Source organism: Mycolicibacterium sp. P4_G11 (genome assembly GCF_056555145.1).
The window spans coordinates 177,834-194,323 of the sequence record NZ_JBFUJW010000006.1; the positions used below are offsets into that span (position 1 = coordinate 177,834).

16 protein-coding genes are annotated in these 16,490 nt (G+C 67.3%); 5 read left to right on the forward strand and 11 right to left on the reverse strand.

Annotated features, from left to right (window positions below):
* The first annotated feature begins 25 nt into the window (after nt 1-25).
* Together mmsB and AC1U2B_RS15100 are read left to right on the forward strand one after the other, a co-directional pair.
* Nucleotides 26-898 (forward strand): 3-hydroxyisobutyrate dehydrogenase, encoded by an 873-nt coding sequence (gene mmsB, locus AC1U2B_RS15095; RefSeq protein ID WP_480217423.1) that lies wholly within the window; start codon nt 26-28, stop codon nt 896-898.
* A gap of 162 nt (nt 899-1,060) precedes the next feature.
* Complete coding sequence (locus AC1U2B_RS15100) at nt 1,061-1,972, forward strand: hypothetical protein (protein WP_480217424.1); 912 nt, start codon at nt 1,061-1,063, stop codon at nt 1,970-1,972.
* Between the two features lie 65 nt (nt 1,973-2,037).
* Here AC1U2B_RS15100 and AC1U2B_RS15105 read toward each other — a convergent pair whose 3' ends face one another.
* A complete protein-coding gene (locus AC1U2B_RS15105; protein WP_480217425.1) occupies nt 2,038-2,808 on the reverse strand; it encodes an HAD family hydrolase in 771 nt (256 codons plus the stop codon).
* A gap of 176 nt (nt 2,809-2,984) precedes the next feature.
* Here AC1U2B_RS15105 and AC1U2B_RS15110 point away from each other — a divergent pair, with 176 nt between their 5' ends.
* The 3 genes from AC1U2B_RS15110 (at nt 2,985) to AC1U2B_RS15120 (ending at nt 7,299) form a co-directional block, all read left to right on the forward strand.
* Entirely contained in the window at nt 2,985-3,662 is a 678-nt protein-coding gene (locus AC1U2B_RS15110) for a response regulator (RefSeq protein ID WP_043401826.1), read from the forward strand.
* Complete coding sequence (locus tag AC1U2B_RS15115) at nt 3,659-4,855, forward strand: GAF domain-containing sensor histidine kinase (RefSeq protein ID WP_260937489.1); 1,197 nt, start codon at nt 3,659-3,661, stop codon at nt 4,853-4,855. Before AC1U2B_RS15110 ends, AC1U2B_RS15115 begins: the two co-directional genes overlap by 4 nt.
* Nucleotides 4,856-4,977: 122 nt before the next feature.
* Nucleotides 4,978-7,299 carry a putative bifunctional diguanylate cyclase/phosphodiesterase gene (locus tag AC1U2B_RS15120; protein ID WP_480217426.1) on the forward strand — a complete coding sequence of 774 codons (2,322 nt, stop codon included), beginning with the start codon at nt 4,978-4,980 and terminating at the stop codon, nt 7,297-7,299.
* A 5-nt stretch (nt 7,300-7,304) separates the two neighbouring features.
* On the opposite strand, the gene AC1U2B_RS15125 is transcribed toward AC1U2B_RS15120, so the two are convergent.
* The 10 genes from AC1U2B_RS15125 to secY form a co-directional block, all read right to left on the reverse strand.
* On the reverse strand, nt 7,305-7,793 hold the full coding sequence (locus tag AC1U2B_RS15125; RefSeq protein WP_260971239.1) for a MarR family winged helix-turn-helix transcriptional regulator: 489 nt from the start codon (nt 7,791-7,793) through the stop codon (nt 7,305-7,307).
* A 69-nt stretch (nt 7,794-7,862) separates the two neighbouring features.
* Nucleotides 7,863-8,906: a pyridoxal phosphate-dependent aminotransferase gene (locus tag AC1U2B_RS15130; RefSeq protein WP_480217427.1), complete on the reverse strand. Its 1,044-nt coding sequence runs from the start codon at nt 8,904-8,906 to the stop codon at nt 7,863-7,865.
* Complete coding sequence (locus AC1U2B_RS15135; RefSeq protein WP_110788949.1) at nt 8,903-9,922, reverse strand: 3-oxoacyl-ACP synthase III family protein; 1,020 nt, start codon at nt 9,920-9,922, stop codon at nt 8,903-8,905. The genes AC1U2B_RS15130 and AC1U2B_RS15135 overlap by 4 nt, the downstream gene beginning before the upstream one ends.
* Nucleotides 9,923-9,930: 8 nt before the next feature.
* The gene (locus tag AC1U2B_RS15140; RefSeq protein WP_260937481.1) at nt 9,931-10,578 is read right to left on the reverse strand and encodes a DUF8713 domain-containing protein; all 648 of its coding nucleotides are present in this window, start codon (nt 10,576-10,578) and stop codon (nt 9,931-9,933) included.
* On the reverse strand, nt 10,559-12,274 hold the full coding sequence (locus AC1U2B_RS15145) for a thiamine pyrophosphate-binding protein (RefSeq protein ID WP_480217428.1): 1,716 nt from the start codon (nt 12,272-12,274) through the stop codon (nt 10,559-10,561). The genes AC1U2B_RS15140 and AC1U2B_RS15145 overlap by 20 nt, the downstream gene beginning before the upstream one ends.
* Nucleotides 12,275-12,347: 73 nt before the next feature.
* Nucleotides 12,348-13,076: an anti-sigma factor family protein gene (locus tag AC1U2B_RS15150; RefSeq protein ID WP_260937478.1), complete on the reverse strand. Its 729-nt coding sequence runs from the start codon at nt 13,074-13,076 to the stop codon at nt 12,348-12,350.
* Nucleotides 13,073-13,597: a sigma-70 family RNA polymerase sigma factor gene (locus AC1U2B_RS15155; RefSeq protein ID WP_043401806.1), complete on the reverse strand. Its 525-nt coding sequence runs from the start codon at nt 13,595-13,597 to the stop codon at nt 13,073-13,075. The genes AC1U2B_RS15150 and AC1U2B_RS15155 overlap by 4 nt, the downstream gene beginning before the upstream one ends.
* Before the next feature lie 51 nt (nt 13,598-13,648).
* The gene (gene map, locus AC1U2B_RS15160; RefSeq protein WP_043984461.1) at nt 13,649-14,452 is read right to left on the reverse strand and encodes a type I methionyl aminopeptidase; all 804 of its coding nucleotides are present in this window, start codon (nt 14,450-14,452) and stop codon (nt 13,649-13,651) included.
* 28 nt (nt 14,453-14,480) lie between these two features.
* Nucleotides 14,481-15,026, reverse strand: coding sequence for an adenylate kinase (locus tag AC1U2B_RS15165; RefSeq protein WP_043401800.1), 546 nt, complete (start codon nt 15,024-15,026; stop codon nt 14,481-14,483).
* Entirely contained in the window at nt 15,023-16,348 is a 1,326-nt protein-coding gene (secY, locus tag AC1U2B_RS15170) for a preprotein translocase subunit SecY (protein ID WP_260937474.1), read from the reverse strand. Before secY ends, AC1U2B_RS15165 begins: the two co-directional genes overlap by 4 nt.
* Nucleotides 16,349-16,490 lie beyond the last annotated feature (142 nt).

Below are 16,490 nucleotides of genomic sequence, written 5' to 3' on the forward strand. Positions count from 1 at the left end.
ACAGAAGACTAGGGAGGACCATCCGATGGCGACGATTGCATTCCTGGGCCTGGGCCACATGGGCGGCCCGATGGCGGCGAACCTGATCGCGGCCGGGCACACCGTGCACGGCTTCGACCCGGTCCCGGCGGCGGCACAGGCAGCGCGGGACCACGGCGCGACCACCTTCGACAGCGGCCCGGAGGCGGTGGCCGGCGCCGACGTCGTCATCACCATGCTGCCCAACGGCGACCTGGTGAAGAGCTGCTACGCCGACGTCATGCCGGCGGCCGCCCCCGGCACGCTGTTCATCGACTCCTCCACCATCTCGGTCGACGATGCCCGCGAGGTGCACCGGCTGGCCCTGGAGCACGGCTTCGCCCAACTGGACGCCCCGGTGTCCGGCGGGGTGAAGGGCGCGACGGCCGGCACCCTGGCGTTCATGGTCGGCGGCGAGCCCGAGGCCGTCGAGCGCGGACGCACGGTCCTCGAGCCCATGGCCGGCAAGATCATCCACTGTGGCGCGTCCGGCGCGGGCCAGGCCGCCAAGGTGTGCAACAACATGGTGCTCGCCGTCCAGCAGATCGCGATCGGTGAGGCGTTCGTGCTCGCCGAGCACCTCGGCCTGGACAAGCAGTCGCTGTTCGACGTGATCACCGGGGCGACCGGCAACTGCTGGGCCGTCCAGGTGAACTGCCCGGTGCCCGGGCCGGTGCCCACCTCCCCCGCGAACAACGATTTCCAGCCCGGCTTCGCCACCGCACTGATGAACAAGGACCTCGGTCTGGCGATGGCTGCGGTGCGCTCGACAGGATCGTCGGCACCCCTCGGCAGCCATGCCGCGGACATCTACGCGAAGTTTGCCGCCGAGCATGCCGATCTTGACTTCAGTGCGGTAATCAATCTGCTCCGTCAATGACGCCGCCCCACCATCACCGCACGTCACAGTGGTGTTCGTTAGTTAACTGTGACACCGCGCGCATTAGGGCATAGGATGCGTGGGTCGCACAGGGAGGATTCGCGCCGCATGACTTTCAAATTTTCCGCCAAGGGGGCAACGGCCTCGGCTACGGCGATTGCTGTGGCGTTTTTCGGAGCCGGCATCGCCATCGCATCGCCCGGTCCGGTGAACCCGAACAACCCGGGTACCGACCCGTCACAGCCGACGCAGACCCAGCAGGCCAGCAAGAACAACGAGTCGGCCACCACCCCTTCGGGTGACCTCGGCACGGCCAGCAGCAAGACCGTCTCCAGCTCGACCTCGAGCTCGGGCGGCGGTCTGACCGGCAAGACGGCGCGCAACAACGACAACGGCCTGGACTGGGGCGACGACTGGAGCCTGGGCGGCTTCCCGCCCATCAACCTGTCGAGCATGCAGCCACCTGAGGCCACCGTCGCGATTCCGCTGTCGCTCGGCCTGCCCGGCCTGAGCCTGCCCAGCCTGGTGATCGACGCCGGTCTCGGTGGCCTGGTCACCGGCCTCGGTGGCCTGCTGCTGAACGCCGCTGCTGCCGGGGTGCCCGCTGCGGCGGTGCCCACCGCCGCGTCCGCCGTGGCACCGGCCGCAACCGCCGCCACCTTCGGCACCCTGTCCGCCGTCGGCGACATCGCGAAGGTCTCCTCCGCCGCCGCTGCGCCGGCTCTCGCGGTTCCCGCCATGGCCGCTCCGGCGGTGGCTGCCCCCAGCCTCGGCGGTCTGCCGGCCATCGGCGCACCGGCCATCGGTTCGCTCGGTGCGCTCGCCGCGCCGAAGCTGCCCGGTATCGGCCTGCCGAAGCTGCCGAATGCCGGCCTGCCGGAAATGCCGGACTTCACCAAGTTGGGTGCCCCCAAGCTCCCCAAGCCGGAAGACCTGCCGCACCCGGAGATCGGCTTGCCGAAGGCGCCGAAGATCGGCATGCCGGACATCCCGCACCCGCAGATCGGCTTCCCGCCGCACCCGCGGATCTTCCCGAAGATCGGCCTGCCGAAGATCAGCCTGCCGTGGTTCTGAACCACTGAAAGAGGCGGGGCATGAAGCCCCGCCTCGACAATTGAAAAGTTGTGACGAACTGGTGGTCAGCCCTGGGCTGACCACCAGTTCTTGTGTAGGCGCTCGCATCCGGCGGCCATCAGACCGTCGTACTCCGCGCGCACCTGGACCGCCCCGGGGAATTCGTGGCCGGTCGAATAGCCGGTCGTGATCACCAGCGTGGCCAGCTTGGCGGCCCGTGCCGCGCGGAAACCGCGGGCGCCGCCCGCCACCGCCAGCGCGCTCTCCGGCCCCAGACCCAGCTCCCACAACGCGTGGCCGTGCAGATCGGGGTCACGGGTCGGATGCGGCAGATCGTCGGGCGTCACGATGGTTTCGGCGATGCCGGCGCCCAGCAGCTGCCGGACCAGCGGCTCCACCCACGAGCGCGTACCGGTGCTCACCACTGCGACAGCGATCCCGGCGCCGAACAGCCCGGCCGCCAGATCAGCGAGGCCGTCGCGCGGGCTCACGTCGCCGTCGAGCACCGACGCCTCGAACAGGTCGGTCTTGGTGCGGTACACGTGGGCCGCGATCTCGGTGCTGACCCGCCCGTAGCCGCGCCGGCGCAGTGCCGAGGCGATGCGGCGCTGTTCGTCGGCGATGCGGACCAGCCGGCCGTATTCGGCGACCGACCAGGAGATATCCAGCCCGTGCTCGGCGAATGCGGCGTTGAACGCCACCCGGTGTGCATCGCGCTCGACATCGGCCAGCGCACCGTCCAGGTCGAAGATCACCGCACGCAGCGGATCGATCACGGCATGGGCCGGGCGCGCCACATCCCACCAGAACGTGCGCTCCACACAACTCACCGACATGGCTACCAGGGTGTCCTACATCACATATCCCGGGCCTCCCCCCAATGGGGGATTGGGCGGGCCAGATTCAGGACGAACTTCTCCGGCAGTCCACAGCCGGTCCTCCCGACCAGCGCCGAATCACCGCTCTAAGGTGATGCCATGAGCACCAGCGAGAAGCCGCAGGCGGATCGCGCATGACGGCCGAACCCGAAGCCGACGCTGCGCCGGTTCGGCTGATCCTGGTCGACGACCACGAAATGGTCATCGAGGGACTCAAGGCCATGCTGGCCGCTTTCAGCGACCGGGTACGGGTGGTCGGCCAGGCCGTCGGGGCCGAACGCGCCGCTGCCGTGGTCGACGAACTGCAGCCCGACATCGTGCTGTGCGACGTCCGGATGCAGGGCGCCAGCGGTCTGGACCTGTGCCGTGAACTGCGGGAACGCGATCCGGAACGCAAGGTGGTCATGCTGTCGGTGTACGACGACGAGCAGTACCTGTACCAGGCACTTCGGGTCGGCGCGTCGGGGTATCTGCTCAAGAGCATCAGCAGTGACGACCTGGTCCGTCAGCTCGAGCTGGTGCACGGCGGCGCGACCGCCATCGACCCGAGCATGGCCGCGCGCGCTGCCGACACCGCCGCCCGCATGCAGCGTGACGAGTTCTGGCCCGGTGCCCGGCAGGGCCTCACCCAGCGCGAAAGCGAGATCCTGTCGTTCGTCGTCGACGGCCTGTCCAACCGCGGCATCGCGACGCGGCTGGTGATCGGCGAGGAGACCGTCAAGAGTCACCTGCGCGCGATCTATCGCAAGCTCGACGTCAGCGACCGGGCGGGCGCGGTGGCCACCGCGCTGCGGGAGGGCATCTACCGATGACGCCGCGCAATGAGGTCTTGACCGCCGACCGCGAACTGGCCCTGTTGCGCGAACTGATCCAGGCCGCCTCGAGCGGTCCCGGCGTCGAGCCGCTGGCCGCGGCGGCCGCCCGGATGATCACCGCGGCCACCGGCACCGACGTCTGCTTCGTCCACGTGCTCGACGACACCGAACGGTCGCTGACCCTGACGGGCGCCACGCCGCCGTTCGATCAGGAGGTCGGCAAGATTCGGCTACCGCTGGGCGAAGGCGTCTCGGGATGGGTGGCCAGCAATCGCGAACCCGTGGTGATCAGCCACGACAAGGAATCCGACCCGCGCTACCGGCCGTTCGAATCGCTGCGCGGCAGTGACTTCGCGTCCATGGTGTCGGTGCCGATGGAGACCGACCCGGGTGGGCTGGTCGGCGTGCTCAACGTGCACACCGTCGAACGCCGGGAGTTCAGCGCCCGCGACGTGGAGCTGCTGCTGGTCATCGGCCGGCTGATCGCCGGGGCCATGCATCAGGCCCGGCTGCACCGCCAGCTGGTGGCCCGCGAACGCGCCCACGAGAATTTCGTCGAGCAGGTCATCGAAGCCCAGGAGATCGAGCGCCGCCGACTGGCCGGCGACATCCACGACGGCATTTCGCAGCGGCTGGTGACCCTGTCCTACCGGCTCGACGCGGCCAGCCGGGCGGTCGGCTCGGACACCGCCGTCGCGGCCGAGCAGCTGACGCTGGCCCGCGAACTCGTGGATCTGACCCTCGGTGAGGCCCGGGCCGCCATCGGGAACCTGCGCCCACCGGTCCTCGACGACCTGGGGCTGGCCGGCGGGCTGGCGAGCCTGGCACGGTCCATCGGCCAGCTCGACGTCGACGTGGAACTGACCGACGTCCGGCTGCCCGACCACATCGAGCTGGCGTTGTACCGAATCGCCCAGGAGTGCCTGCAGAACGTCGTGAAGCACGCCCACGCCAGCAACGCGCTGCTGAAGTTCGCGGCCGACGCCGAACATGCGCGGCTCGAGATCATCGACAACGGCATCGGTTTCGACACCTTCGAGCGCCCGCTGGGCGCCGACGAGACGGGCGGCTACGGGTTGTTGTCGATGGCCGAACGCGCCGAGATCGTCGGCGGCCGGCTGAACATCCGCTCCCGGCCCGGCTCGGGGACCATCGTCACCGCCACCATCCCGCTGCCATCAGGTAGCTGAAGGCGGCGCCAACGAGACGGGATCGTTGCTAGATTTCGCTCGCCGCGTGACGTGCTGTCCGCCCGGCAATTTTGACAATGCCCGGTTGATGACGAATTATCAGCGCTGACACGGGGGTATCGGTGCTCAGACGCAATACGAACGCCGCCATCGGCGGCACTGCGGTCGTCTTTGCTGTATTCGCCTACTTGGTGATCTCGGGTGGGCGCGGCACGGTCGCTGCAAAGCTCACCTACGACATCGGATTGGCGGTGTTCAGCGCATTCGCCTGCCTGACCGCAGTCGCCGCGAGCCGAGTCAACAAGGGCCGGCGCCGGCGCGTGTGGATGGCGTTGGCCATCGGCATGGCGGGCTGGGTCGTCGGCAACCTGATCCTGTTCTATTACCACGCTGTACTCGGATCGCCGCCGCCCTTTCCGTCGGTCGCCGACGCCGCCTTCCTGGTGCTGCCCTGCACCGTGGTGATCGCTTCCATCTGGACGGTGACGGCCGATCGCATGTCAGCACTGCGGCCGGTGCTGGACGGTGTCATCGTCGCCGCGGCGTTGTTCCTCGTGTGCTGGGTGCTGATTCTGGAGGACCTGTTCGCATCGGCGAATTCCAGCTGGATGGCGACGGCGGTATCAGTCGCGTTCCCGATCTCGGACGTCGTGATGATCACGCTGGCGGTACTGACGGTGAGTTCGGCAGCACCGGGTCAAAGGCAGTCTGTCATTCTGGTCTGCGCCGGACTGACCATCGTCGCCGTGGCGGACAGCATCTGGATATATGTGCTGGCGCAATCGAATTCGACCAGCCCCGTCGCCATCATCGGCTGGGCCACCGGTCTGGTGCTGTTCAGCGCAGGCGGCCTGGTAGAAGCGCGCCAACCGCCGCGGGCCGCCAAGAATCGACGCCGCCTTGCGGACCCCTTGCTCTGGCTGCCCTATGCGCCGCTGGTGTCGGCAGTGGTCGTCGGCCTCATCGACTTGTGGCCGATGACCAGCGACAAGCCTGTGCTGGTCGCCGCCGCCGTGCTGGTGATGGCCGCGCTGATCCGGCAACTGATCGTCCTCATCCAGAATCGGCGACTGTTGTTCGATCTGGCCGAGCAGACCAGACGCGATCCGCTGACGGGGCTCGGCAACCGGTTGATGTTCAACGACCACCTCGACGCAGCCATGCAATCACGTGCGCACGACCGGCTTCCCGTGGCAGTGCTGGCGCTCGACCTGGATGACTTCAAGATGGTCAACGACAATCTCGGGCACCCCAGCGGCGACGAACTCCTGATCGACGTGGCGAATCGACTCCAGAGCAGTGTGCCGGCCGGACATCCCGTCGCTCGACTCGGCGGTGACGAGTTCGCAGTTCTCATCCAATCGACGGCGCTCTCGGCCACGACCATCGCCGAGCGCGTCATCGAGGCGTTCGACGCGCCTTTCGCGCTCAGCAGCGAGAAAGTGTTCATCCATCCGAGCGTCGGATTGGCCATCACCCACGCCGACGAAGCCGACACCACCGCCGATGATCTGATGCAACGCGCCGACGTCGCGCTGTACGCCGCCAAGCGGACCGGCATCGGCGGAGTGCAGACCTTCACCGCCGACATGCGGCAGGTTTCGGCGCTGGACCTGCCGCAACGGTGGAGCGACAGCGGCCGCGTACAGCTGCCGGCCAACGTCGGGGTACAGCTACTCGGGCAACTACGCCGCGCCATCACCGACTCCGAGTTGAGGCTGGTCTACCAGCCGAAAGTGTCGCTGGCCACCGGCGACATCGTCGGCGTCGAGGCCCTGCTCCGGTGGCCACACCCCGAGCTCGGTCTGCTGACGCCTGCCGAGTTCCTGCCGTTGATCCGGCGCAACGGATTGATCGGCTCGGTCACCGACACGGTGCTCGAGCAGGCTGTCCGCGACGCATCGACGTGGTTCGGCACCGGCCATCGCAATGTGCCCGTTGCGATCAATCTCTTTGCACCGTCCCTGACCGACGTCGACCTGGCCGACCGGATCGGGGCCATCCTCGCCCGCAACTCACTGCCGGCGCGCGCGCTCACGGTGGAGATCACCGAGCAGATGCTGCTGTCCAACATGAGCCGCACCGAGGTGGTGATCGACCGGCTGCGGAAGTCGGGACTGCGGGTTTCGATCGACGACTTCGGGTCCGGCTACTCGACCATGAGCTACCTGCGGGACCTCCCTGTCGACGAGCTCAAGCTGGACCGCGAGTTTGTCCTGCCGATGATGCAGAGCACCCGCGCTGCCGCCATCGTGCAGTCGGTGATCAACCTGACTCACGCGCTGAACATCGTCAGTGTCGCCGAGGGCGTCGAAGACGCGGCGACCGCCCAACGGCTCACCGACTACGAGTGCGATATCGGGCAGGGGTTCTACTTCGCCAAACCGATGTTCGCCGAATCACTTCGGACACTGATCGAATCGCGGCAGCCACTGCAGCCCTGAGCCGCTCAGAAGTCGCCGGCGTTGCGGCGCAGCGTCTCGATGGCTGTCACCAGCGCCTCCGACTGCCTGTCGGACATTCCGACGTCGGCGAACACTTCCTTGTTCAGCGTGACCGTGGCGTCCTCGACCGTCGAGCGGCCCACCTCGGTCAGTTGCACCAACGTGGTCCGGCCGTCCGTCGGGTGCGGCACCCGCTCGACGAGGCCGTCGGCTTCCAGCCGCCGGATCGCGTGGGTGACGCTGGTGACGTGTACCTGCAGCCGGTCCGATGCCTTGGTGATCGGCAGTGCGCCGCTGCCGCTGAATGCCAGCAGCCGCAGCAGTTCGTAGCGGGAAAAGCTCAGGTCATAGGGCCGCAGCGCGGTCTCGACGCGGGCCAGCAGGATCTGGTGGGCGCGCATCACGGACGTCACCGCGACCATGCCGTCGGCGACGTCGCCCCAGCCGGCCCGCTCCCAGTTGGCCCGGGCCCGGGCGATGGGGTCACTGCTCACGCCTCATTCTTACCGCACCGCATACGCGGCGGCGCTGCGCTCGCCCAGTTGGCCACAGATGCGATGCGGTCAGCCCCCGACGCTCGTCCCGTCCACCGCTTTCCGGATGGCCGCGAGCACTGCGCGCGACGACCTGCGGTCCCCGACAGTGATCCGCACGCCGCCATCGGCGTAGCTGCGCACGCGCGGGCCGTCATCGCCGAAGGTCCAGGCCCGCGCCCCACTCGGCAGGTAGACGAAGTTGGCGTGGCTGTCCGTGCAGTACACCCCCATCGACCGCAACCGCGCCCGCAGAAATGCCCCCTCCGCGGAGATCATCTGGATACGTTGCTGCAGTTGATCTTCCGCGTCGTAGGACGCGGCGACCGCCACCAACCCGGTGATGCCGATGCCGAACGGCAGCTGCATCCCCCACAGCTGACGGGCCAGCGGCGGGGCACACACGCCGTAGCCGATGCGCAGCCCGGCCAGCCCGTAGGCCTTCGAAAAGGTGCGTACCACAACCAAATTGGGGTACCGCTCCACGAGCGAGGGGATGTCCAGGCACAGGTCGGGCGCCAAGAACTCCACATACGCCTCGTCCAGCAGGACCACCGTGCCGGACGGCACCCGATCCAGGAACCGGTATAGGTCAGCGGGCGACTCGACGGTCCCGGTCGGGTTGTGTGGCCGGCACACCACCACGACCCGCGCTCGTGCCGCAGCATCTGCCATGACATCGAGATCGTGGTGACCATGCCGGTCCAGCGGCACCGTCACCGACCGCAATCGCGCCATCTGCGCGAAGATCGGGTAGCCGTCGAACGTCGGCGTTGCCGTCACCATCACGTCACCGGGCTTGGTGACGGCCTGCAGCACCTGCATGATGACGCCGGTGGCGCCGGCGCCGACCACCACCTGTTCGTCGGCCACGCCGACGCGCCCGGCGATCAGCGATCGCAACCGCTGCGGCAGGAACTCCGGGTACCGGTTCACCACCTCGATCGACGCGGTCAGCGCGGCGCGCACCCCAGGCAGCGGGGGGAACGGATTCTCGTTGAGCGACAATGCCAACGGGTCGACCGCGGCAGGCAGCGAATCGACCGCGTCGGTCAACGCGCAGGTGGGCGTCATCGCTGTCCGCCCCACCGCACCGCGGCCGCGCCGGCGAAGTCACCGGCGTGCGCGAAGGCCGCCATCATCACGATGTCGCCCTTCTTGACCTGTCCGTCATCGATCGCCCGGTCCAGGTTGATCGGCACGCCCGCGGCGAACAGGTTGCCGCACTCTTCAAACGTGTCCCGGTGCCGCTCGGCGGGCAGCTCCAGCGCCTCACGCCAGTTCCGCAGGAACACCCGGTTCGGCTGGTTGGTGACCAGCAGGCCGATGTCCTTGGGCGCCAGCCCGATCCGGTCGCACACCGCATATGCCACCTCGGGAACCTGACGGTTACCGCGGGCCAGCACCTTGGTGATCTTGCTTTCGGTGAAGCCGATGCAGCCCTCCCCCGGCCCCGCCTGCCACCATTTGCGCGGCGGATCGACGGCCATGGTCATGTCACCGGCGTACTCGCCGTAGGTGCGGCATTCGACGTCGAGGATCGGCGAAACATCCGACAGTGCAACCAGTCCCACGGCGGCACCGTCACCGGGTACGGACGCCTGTGCCTTGGGCCGGATGGTGGCCTGGTCGAAGACCTGACCCGCCGCGTTCTGTGCCACCGCCACCAGCGCCGTACGCCCCTCGCCGGACGCGAGCAACTGCCGGGCCAGCTTCAGGCCCAGGATGAAGGCCGCACACCCACCGTTGTGCAGGTCGATCACCCAGTTCGGTTTCATGCCAAGACGATTCGCCATACCGCCGCCACCGCCGTAGAACGGCATGTCGGGCAGCTGGGTGTGGGTGATCAGCACGTCGACATTGGCCAGGACATCAGACCCGTGCCGGTCCACGATGCCCGCGGCGGCGCGTTCGACCATGTCGATGGCGGTCTCGTCGGGCGCCACGTGGTGCCGGAACTTCGGCGCCCGGAACATCAGGTTGTCCCGCAGGTCGTCGGAACCGGCGAATTGCGCGTAGTAGTCGGCACCGATCGGCTCGCCCGGGAGATAGGTCGAGACATCCAGAAGGCTGACGGCAGGCTGCTGCATCTTTTCGCTCACTTCATCCAGGCCGGGGTGATCGGCAGACCGTTGCGGTGCCGGTATTCGGCGATTGCCTTGAGGTTGTCCAGTTCCAGGCGGTGGCCCGCCCCGAACATGTCCCAGAAATCCCCGACCCACACGGGCCGCTGCGCGGGCGCCGCCTCCGGGTACGGGTTCTTGTCGTAGAACGGGTGGTGGCAGTTGGTCCACAGCACCACCGAGCCGGGCTTGTTCAGCACGGTCTGCGCGTCGACGACGCGCATCAGGTAGATCATCCAGAGGTGCTGACCCTGGTCCCACGCGCAGTGGTAGTCGACGGTCATCGCGTCACGGTTCGACACGGTGCGCGTGTAGATTTCGGTCTCCGAGCCCAGCCGGTCGTAGGCCAACCAGAGGCCGGGTTCGGTGGTCTCGGTGAACCCGCGCAGGCTGTAGGTCCACTCCTCCAGGCTGCGGGTGTCCGACAGGTACTCGAACAATTCCTCCGGCGGGCAGTCGATGTAATCGTTGACGGTGCAGTACTCACCGAAGACCACGTCGTGCGGGTACACCGACCGCATCATCTCCATGATGATCGGGGTGGCCTTCTCCCGGGGCGCGTTCTCGATGCGGGTGATCCCGTCGATCGGTAGGGCGATGTCTTCAAGCGCGGGCAGCGACATGCTGGGAGCTCTCTTTCTGCGTCTGTTGGGTGACTGAATCGAGAAATGGTGCGAATGTGGGGATTTCGTCAGCGGAACATTCGACGCTGACCACCGATGGTCCGTGCCGGCTGAGCGCTTCGGTCAGCGCGCCGGCCAGCTGCGGCAGCTCGGTGACGTCGGTTGCGTGCAGGCCGGGGAACATCGCGGCCAGACCGGCGCCGAGCCGCGCCGGCGTGAAGCGGTTGTAGCTGTAACGGTCGCCATAGAACAACTGCTCGCGGGTGACGCACATGGCGTGGGCGTTGTTGTTGAACAGCACAAAGGTGATCGGGAGCCGGTACTGCACCGCGGTGTGCACTTCCATGCCGTGCATGAAGAAGGAGCCGTCACCGGCCACCACCACGGTCCGGTATTGCGGCCCAGCGGTTTTCGCCCGGGCAAAGCACATGCCGATGGCGGCGCCGAAACTGTATCCCATGCCGCCCATCCCGAGCGCCACCACGAAGCGCCCGGCCCGGCGCACCGGCAGCCCGTGCACCGTCGAAGCGCCGGTGTTGCCGGCGTCGACGACGATGTCGGCGCCATCGGGCACCAGCTCGTCGAGCAGCGTGACGGTATCGCGGTACCGGATGCCGGGCCCCTCGTGCACTGGTGGCTGAAGTTCGTTGTGCGGCAACGGATCCAGGACCCGAAGGCCATGGGCACGGCCGGCACCTGTCAGCGACCGGGTCAGCGCTGTCAATGACGCCCGCAGGTTGGTCGAATTCACGTGTGTTGTCGGGACATACGGCCGCTGCGCCCCGAGCGAGACGGCCTGCACCCCGGCCAGGGCGCTGTCAAGACCAGCGCGGGCCGTCACCGACAGGCGCGTCCCGACCACCAGGCACACCGCGCTGCGGGAGATCGCGTCGACCACCCGCGGATGGCCCATCACGCCGGTGACTCCCAGCCACGACGACTGGCCCAAGCCTGGAGAGCCGCTGACATCCTTGGCATCGGGAACCGTGGCGACCCAGGCCCGCAGCACCGACCGCAGCTCCTCGAGTTCACGGCGGGCATCGTCGCGGGCCACCTGCTCGCCGGCGATGATGGTGACCGGCCCCAGGGCCCGGCGCAGCACCTCGGCGATCGGCCCGGGATCGGCCAGCAGCGAATCCTGAACCGCAGCAACTGGATTGACCATATCGATCATCGCCTGCTGGACGTCCTTCGGCAGTAGCAGCACAGCCGGACCGCCACTGTCGGCCGCCGCCAGCGCCTCCGCCAGCGCCGGCACGATGTCCTCGGGTGCCGTCACGCGACGGCAGTACACCGACACCGCGGAGAACAGCGCTTCCGCATCGAGTGACCCGGAGCGCCCACTGGTGTCCTGAAAGCTGCCTCGGCCGTCCAAACCGGTCGGCGCCTGCCCCACCAACGCCAGTACCGGTACTCGGCTGGCCAGTGATTCGCCCAGTCCCGCAACCAGATTCAGCGATCCGCCACCCGATGTCGCGGCCACCACCCCGACCCGGGACACCGCACGGCTGTAGCCGTCGGCCATCGTGGCCGCCGAGAACTCGTGCTTCGCCAGGATCGCGGTGATGTCGTCACTCAGGAACGCCGCGTCGAACAGGTCCTCGATGTTTGCCCCGTCGACACCGAAGAAATATTCGATGCCGGACGCCGCAAGTTGCGTGATGATGTGATCCACCACCCGATGCCTGCCGACCATCTGCCACCTGCTTCCGCTCGTCTAACCAAGACACGAAGCGGAGCGCCGGATGGTTCAACGCCGCCGGGAAAATCTACAAATTGCGCTCGAGCAGCACCTTGCCGCTGTCAGCGGAAACCAGTTGTACCGCAGCAATTTCCGAAACCTGCATCGGCGTGTTACCGCTCGGCAACGCAGTGGCACCGGACATGCCGAACCACGTGGCGATCTGCGCGCGGCTGCCGTCGCGGCCCACCACGACCATACCCAGGTTGGTCGGCGGGGCTGCTGGTCCGCTGGACCAGTCGCCGTAGCTGCACGCCATGTCGATCCGGGTGCCCCAACCGAAGCTGCTCAGCGCGATGGTGGCGTTGAACGGAGTGGGTGCCACGTGCTGCATGGGCAGCTGCTGCGCCTGCTCCTGAGCCTGGCCGCCGCCGAAGAACTCCGGCTGGACCACGGCCACCGCACCGACTGCCAGTACCGCCGCGGCCAGGCCGGCCACTGCCGTCGTCACCCAGCGGGTCCGCCGCCGGCGCCACCGCACCTTGGCCAACACTGAATCGAGCACCTCGGGGCGCAACGGCGGTTCCGGTTGCTCCGCACTGATCTCCTGCACATCGGCCAACTGCAGTAGCCCGAGTAGGGCCGGCATGCCACTGATCTCAGAGACCGCATCGCGGCACCGCGCGCAGGTGTGCAGGTGCGCCTCGTACTCGCGGCGTTCCGCGCTGGACAGCGAGCCCAGCACGTAGGCGGCATCCCAGGTTTCGTACCGGTCGCCGTCAAAGGGTCCGATGGACTCGATCAGGTGTGCGCTCACCGAGTCACCCCCATTTCCTGCAGATTCAGGCGCAGCGCCCGGACCGCGTAATGCAGCCTCGACTTCACTGTGCCCTCGGCGATCTGAAGCTCCGCCGCTATCTGCGCGACGCTCAACTGCCGGTAGTACGCGCGCTCGATCACGGCGCGATGGTCGACGGAGAGCTGACTCAGGGCGCCCCCGAGCAACATCCGATCCAAGGTGATATCCACTTCATCGGTAGCCTTCGGGTCCGTCCGATCCTCGGCCTCCACCACCTCCGACGAGGTGGTCTCGTGCCGGCGCCGGGCGCTGCGCTGCTCATCGATGATCAGGTTGCGGGCGACGGTGTAGAGCCAGGCCCGCGGGGACTGGTCGGTGTCGGATACGACGTCGGGATGCCGCCACGCCCGCAGCAATGTCTCCTGCACGACGTCCTCGGCACGCGCCGAGTCCTGCGTCAGTCTCAGGGCATAACGCCAAAGGGCGCCAGCGTGCTCGTCATAAAGCACCCGCATCATGGCGGCCTCCGGATCGCTCATGCACCAACCTCCGTCATTGACACGAGATCAGGGGCGATCCGGTTCACCGAATCAGTCGCGCAGGAGGGTCAGAATTCTGGGTCCGTCCTCGGTGACCGCAACGGTGTGTTCCCAGTGTGCGGCACGGGAGCCGTCCTTGGTGACCACAGTCCATTCGTCTTCGAGGATGACCGTCTTGGAGCTGCCCAAGGTCAGCATCGGTTCGATCGCCAGCACCGAGCCGGGTTCCAGGAACGGGCCCCGACCGGGCGATCCCTCGTTCGGCAGGAACGGGTCCATGTGCATCTCTTGGCCGATGCCGTGGCCGCCGTAGCCTGCGACGATGCCGAACTTGCGGTCATAGCGGGCGGATGCGGCGCGGGTGGCCACCTCGATGGCGTGCGAGACGTCGGTCAGCCGGTTGCCGGGCACCATGGCGGCGATACCCGCCTCCATGGACTCGCGGGTGGCGTCGGACAGCTTCTGGTCGGCGTCGATCAGCGGACCGACGCCGAACGTCACCGCCGAGTCGCCGTGCCAGTCGTTCAGGATGGCGCCGCAGTCGATGGACACCAGATCACCGCTGGCGAGCACCTCGTCGGCGGTCGGAATCCCGTGCACCACGCGGTCGTTGACCGACGCGCAGATGGTCGCCGGGAAACCGTGATAGCCCAGGAAGGACGGGATGCCGCCGCCATCGCGGATGACGGACTCGGCGATCTGGTCCAGGTCGAGGGTGGACACCCCGGGCGCGGCGGCCTCACGAACCGCTTTCAGCGCGGCCGCCACCAGGGAGCCGGCAGCCGCCATGGCGTCCAGTTCACCGGGAGTCCGCTGCGGGACGACCTTGCGGCCGCGTCGGGGTAGACCAATCATCGATAACTACTTCAGCCGGATTGGCGGCTTAGCCGCCGAGCGCCTGCAGGGCGCGGGCGAAAACCTCGTCCAGGCTGCCCACGGCGTCGACCGACACGAGCTCGTCCTGGTAGTAGTCGAGCAGCGGGGCGGTCTCGTCCCGGTACACCTTCATGCGGTTGAGGATGACCTCTTCGGTGTCGTCGGCGCGGCCGCGGCTCTTCAGCCGGGTCAGCAGCTCGGACTCCGACACGCGGAACTCCAGCACCGCGTCCAGCTTCAGGCTGCGCTTGGCCAGCATCTCGCGCAGCGCCACGGCCTGCTCGACCGAGCGGGGGAAGCCGTCGAGGATGAACCCGGCGGCGGTGTCGTCGGCGTCGAGACGGTCGTCGACCAGCGCGTTGGTCAGCTCTGCCGGGACCAGGTCACCGGCGTCGAGGTACTTCTTGGCCTCGACACCGAGCGGGGTGCCCTTGCTGATGTTGCTACGGAACAGGTCACCCGTGGAGATCTGCGGGATGCCGAACTTCTCGGCCAGCTTCTCGGCCTGAGTGCCCTTGCCTGCTCCCGGCGGTCCCAGCAGAACCATTCTCATTTGAGGAACCCTTCGTAGTTGCGCTGCATGAGCTGGCTCTCGATCTGCTTGACCGTGTCCAGACCCACGCCAATCATGATCAGCACGGCCGTACCGCCGAACGGCAAGTTCTGCACGCTACCGGAGTTGCCCATCTCGAGGAACAGATTGGGCAGGACGGCGATGACACCGAGGTAGATCGAGCCAGGCAGCGTGATCCGGCTCAGGACGTACCGCAGGTAGTCCGCCGTCGGCTTGCCCGGCCGGATGCCCGGGATGAAGCCACCGAACTTCTTCATCTCGTCCGCCCGCTCATCAGGGTTGAACGTGATGGACACGTAGAAGTACGTGAAGAAGATGATCAGGCCGAAGTAGATCGCGATGTAGACCGGGTCGGCCGGGTTGGTCAGGTACTTGGCGATCGCCTTGGACCACCAGCCGTTGGACGCGTTCGGATCGCCCGCGGTGACCAGCTGGGTGATCAGGTGCGGGATGTAGATCAGCGACGAGGCGAAGATGACGGGGATGACGCCGGCCTGGTTGACCTTCAGCGGCAGGTAGGTAGAAGTGCCGCCGTACATGCGACGACCCACCATGCGCTTGGCGTACTGCACCGGGATACGACGCTGGCCCTGCTCGACGAAGACCACACCGACGATGATGATCAGCGTCGCGGCCAGGACGGACGCGAAGACCACGCCGCCGCGGCTCTCCAGGATGGACTGGCCTTCGGACGGGATACGGGCCGCGATACCGGCGAAGATCATCAGCGACATGCCGTTGCCGATGCCACGTTCGGTGACCAGCTCGCCCATCCACATGACCAGGGCGGCGCCCGCGGTCATGACCAGCACGATCACCACGAGGGTGAAGATGCTCTGGTCCTGGATGATGTTCAGCGTGCAGCCCTGCAGCAGGTTGCCGCTGGCGGCCATCGCGACGATCGAGGTGCCCTGCAGAACGGCCAGCGCGATCGCGAGATAACGCGTGTACTGCGTCATCTTGGCCTGACCGGACTGACCTTCCTTCTGGAGCTGTTCGAAACGCGGGATGACCACGACCAGCAGCTGCACGATGATGCTCGCGGTGATGTATGGCATCACGCCGACCGCCAGCACCGATAGATGCAGTAGCGCACCGCCGGAGAACAGGTTGATCAGCGAGTAGACCTGCGCTGCGTCACCGCCACTGACCTGCTCGATGCACTTCTGCACGTTCGGGTAGTTCACCCCGGGGGACGGCAATGCAGCACCGGCCCGATACAGGATGACTACACCCAGCGTGAAGAGGATCTTGCGTCGCAGATCGGCCGTCCGCAGGGACGAGATAAAAGCCGAAAGCACTCTTCCTCCTGCGCAGCCGAGCTCGGGCCGCGGCGTGCTGATGGGGCTGGTCAGGTCCAGCGTTTGGTTAATTCCGTGCGCGACCAACAGCAGGTACCCGACCTGTCTGGACGCGCCGTCAAATCAGTCTCCGAGAATAACA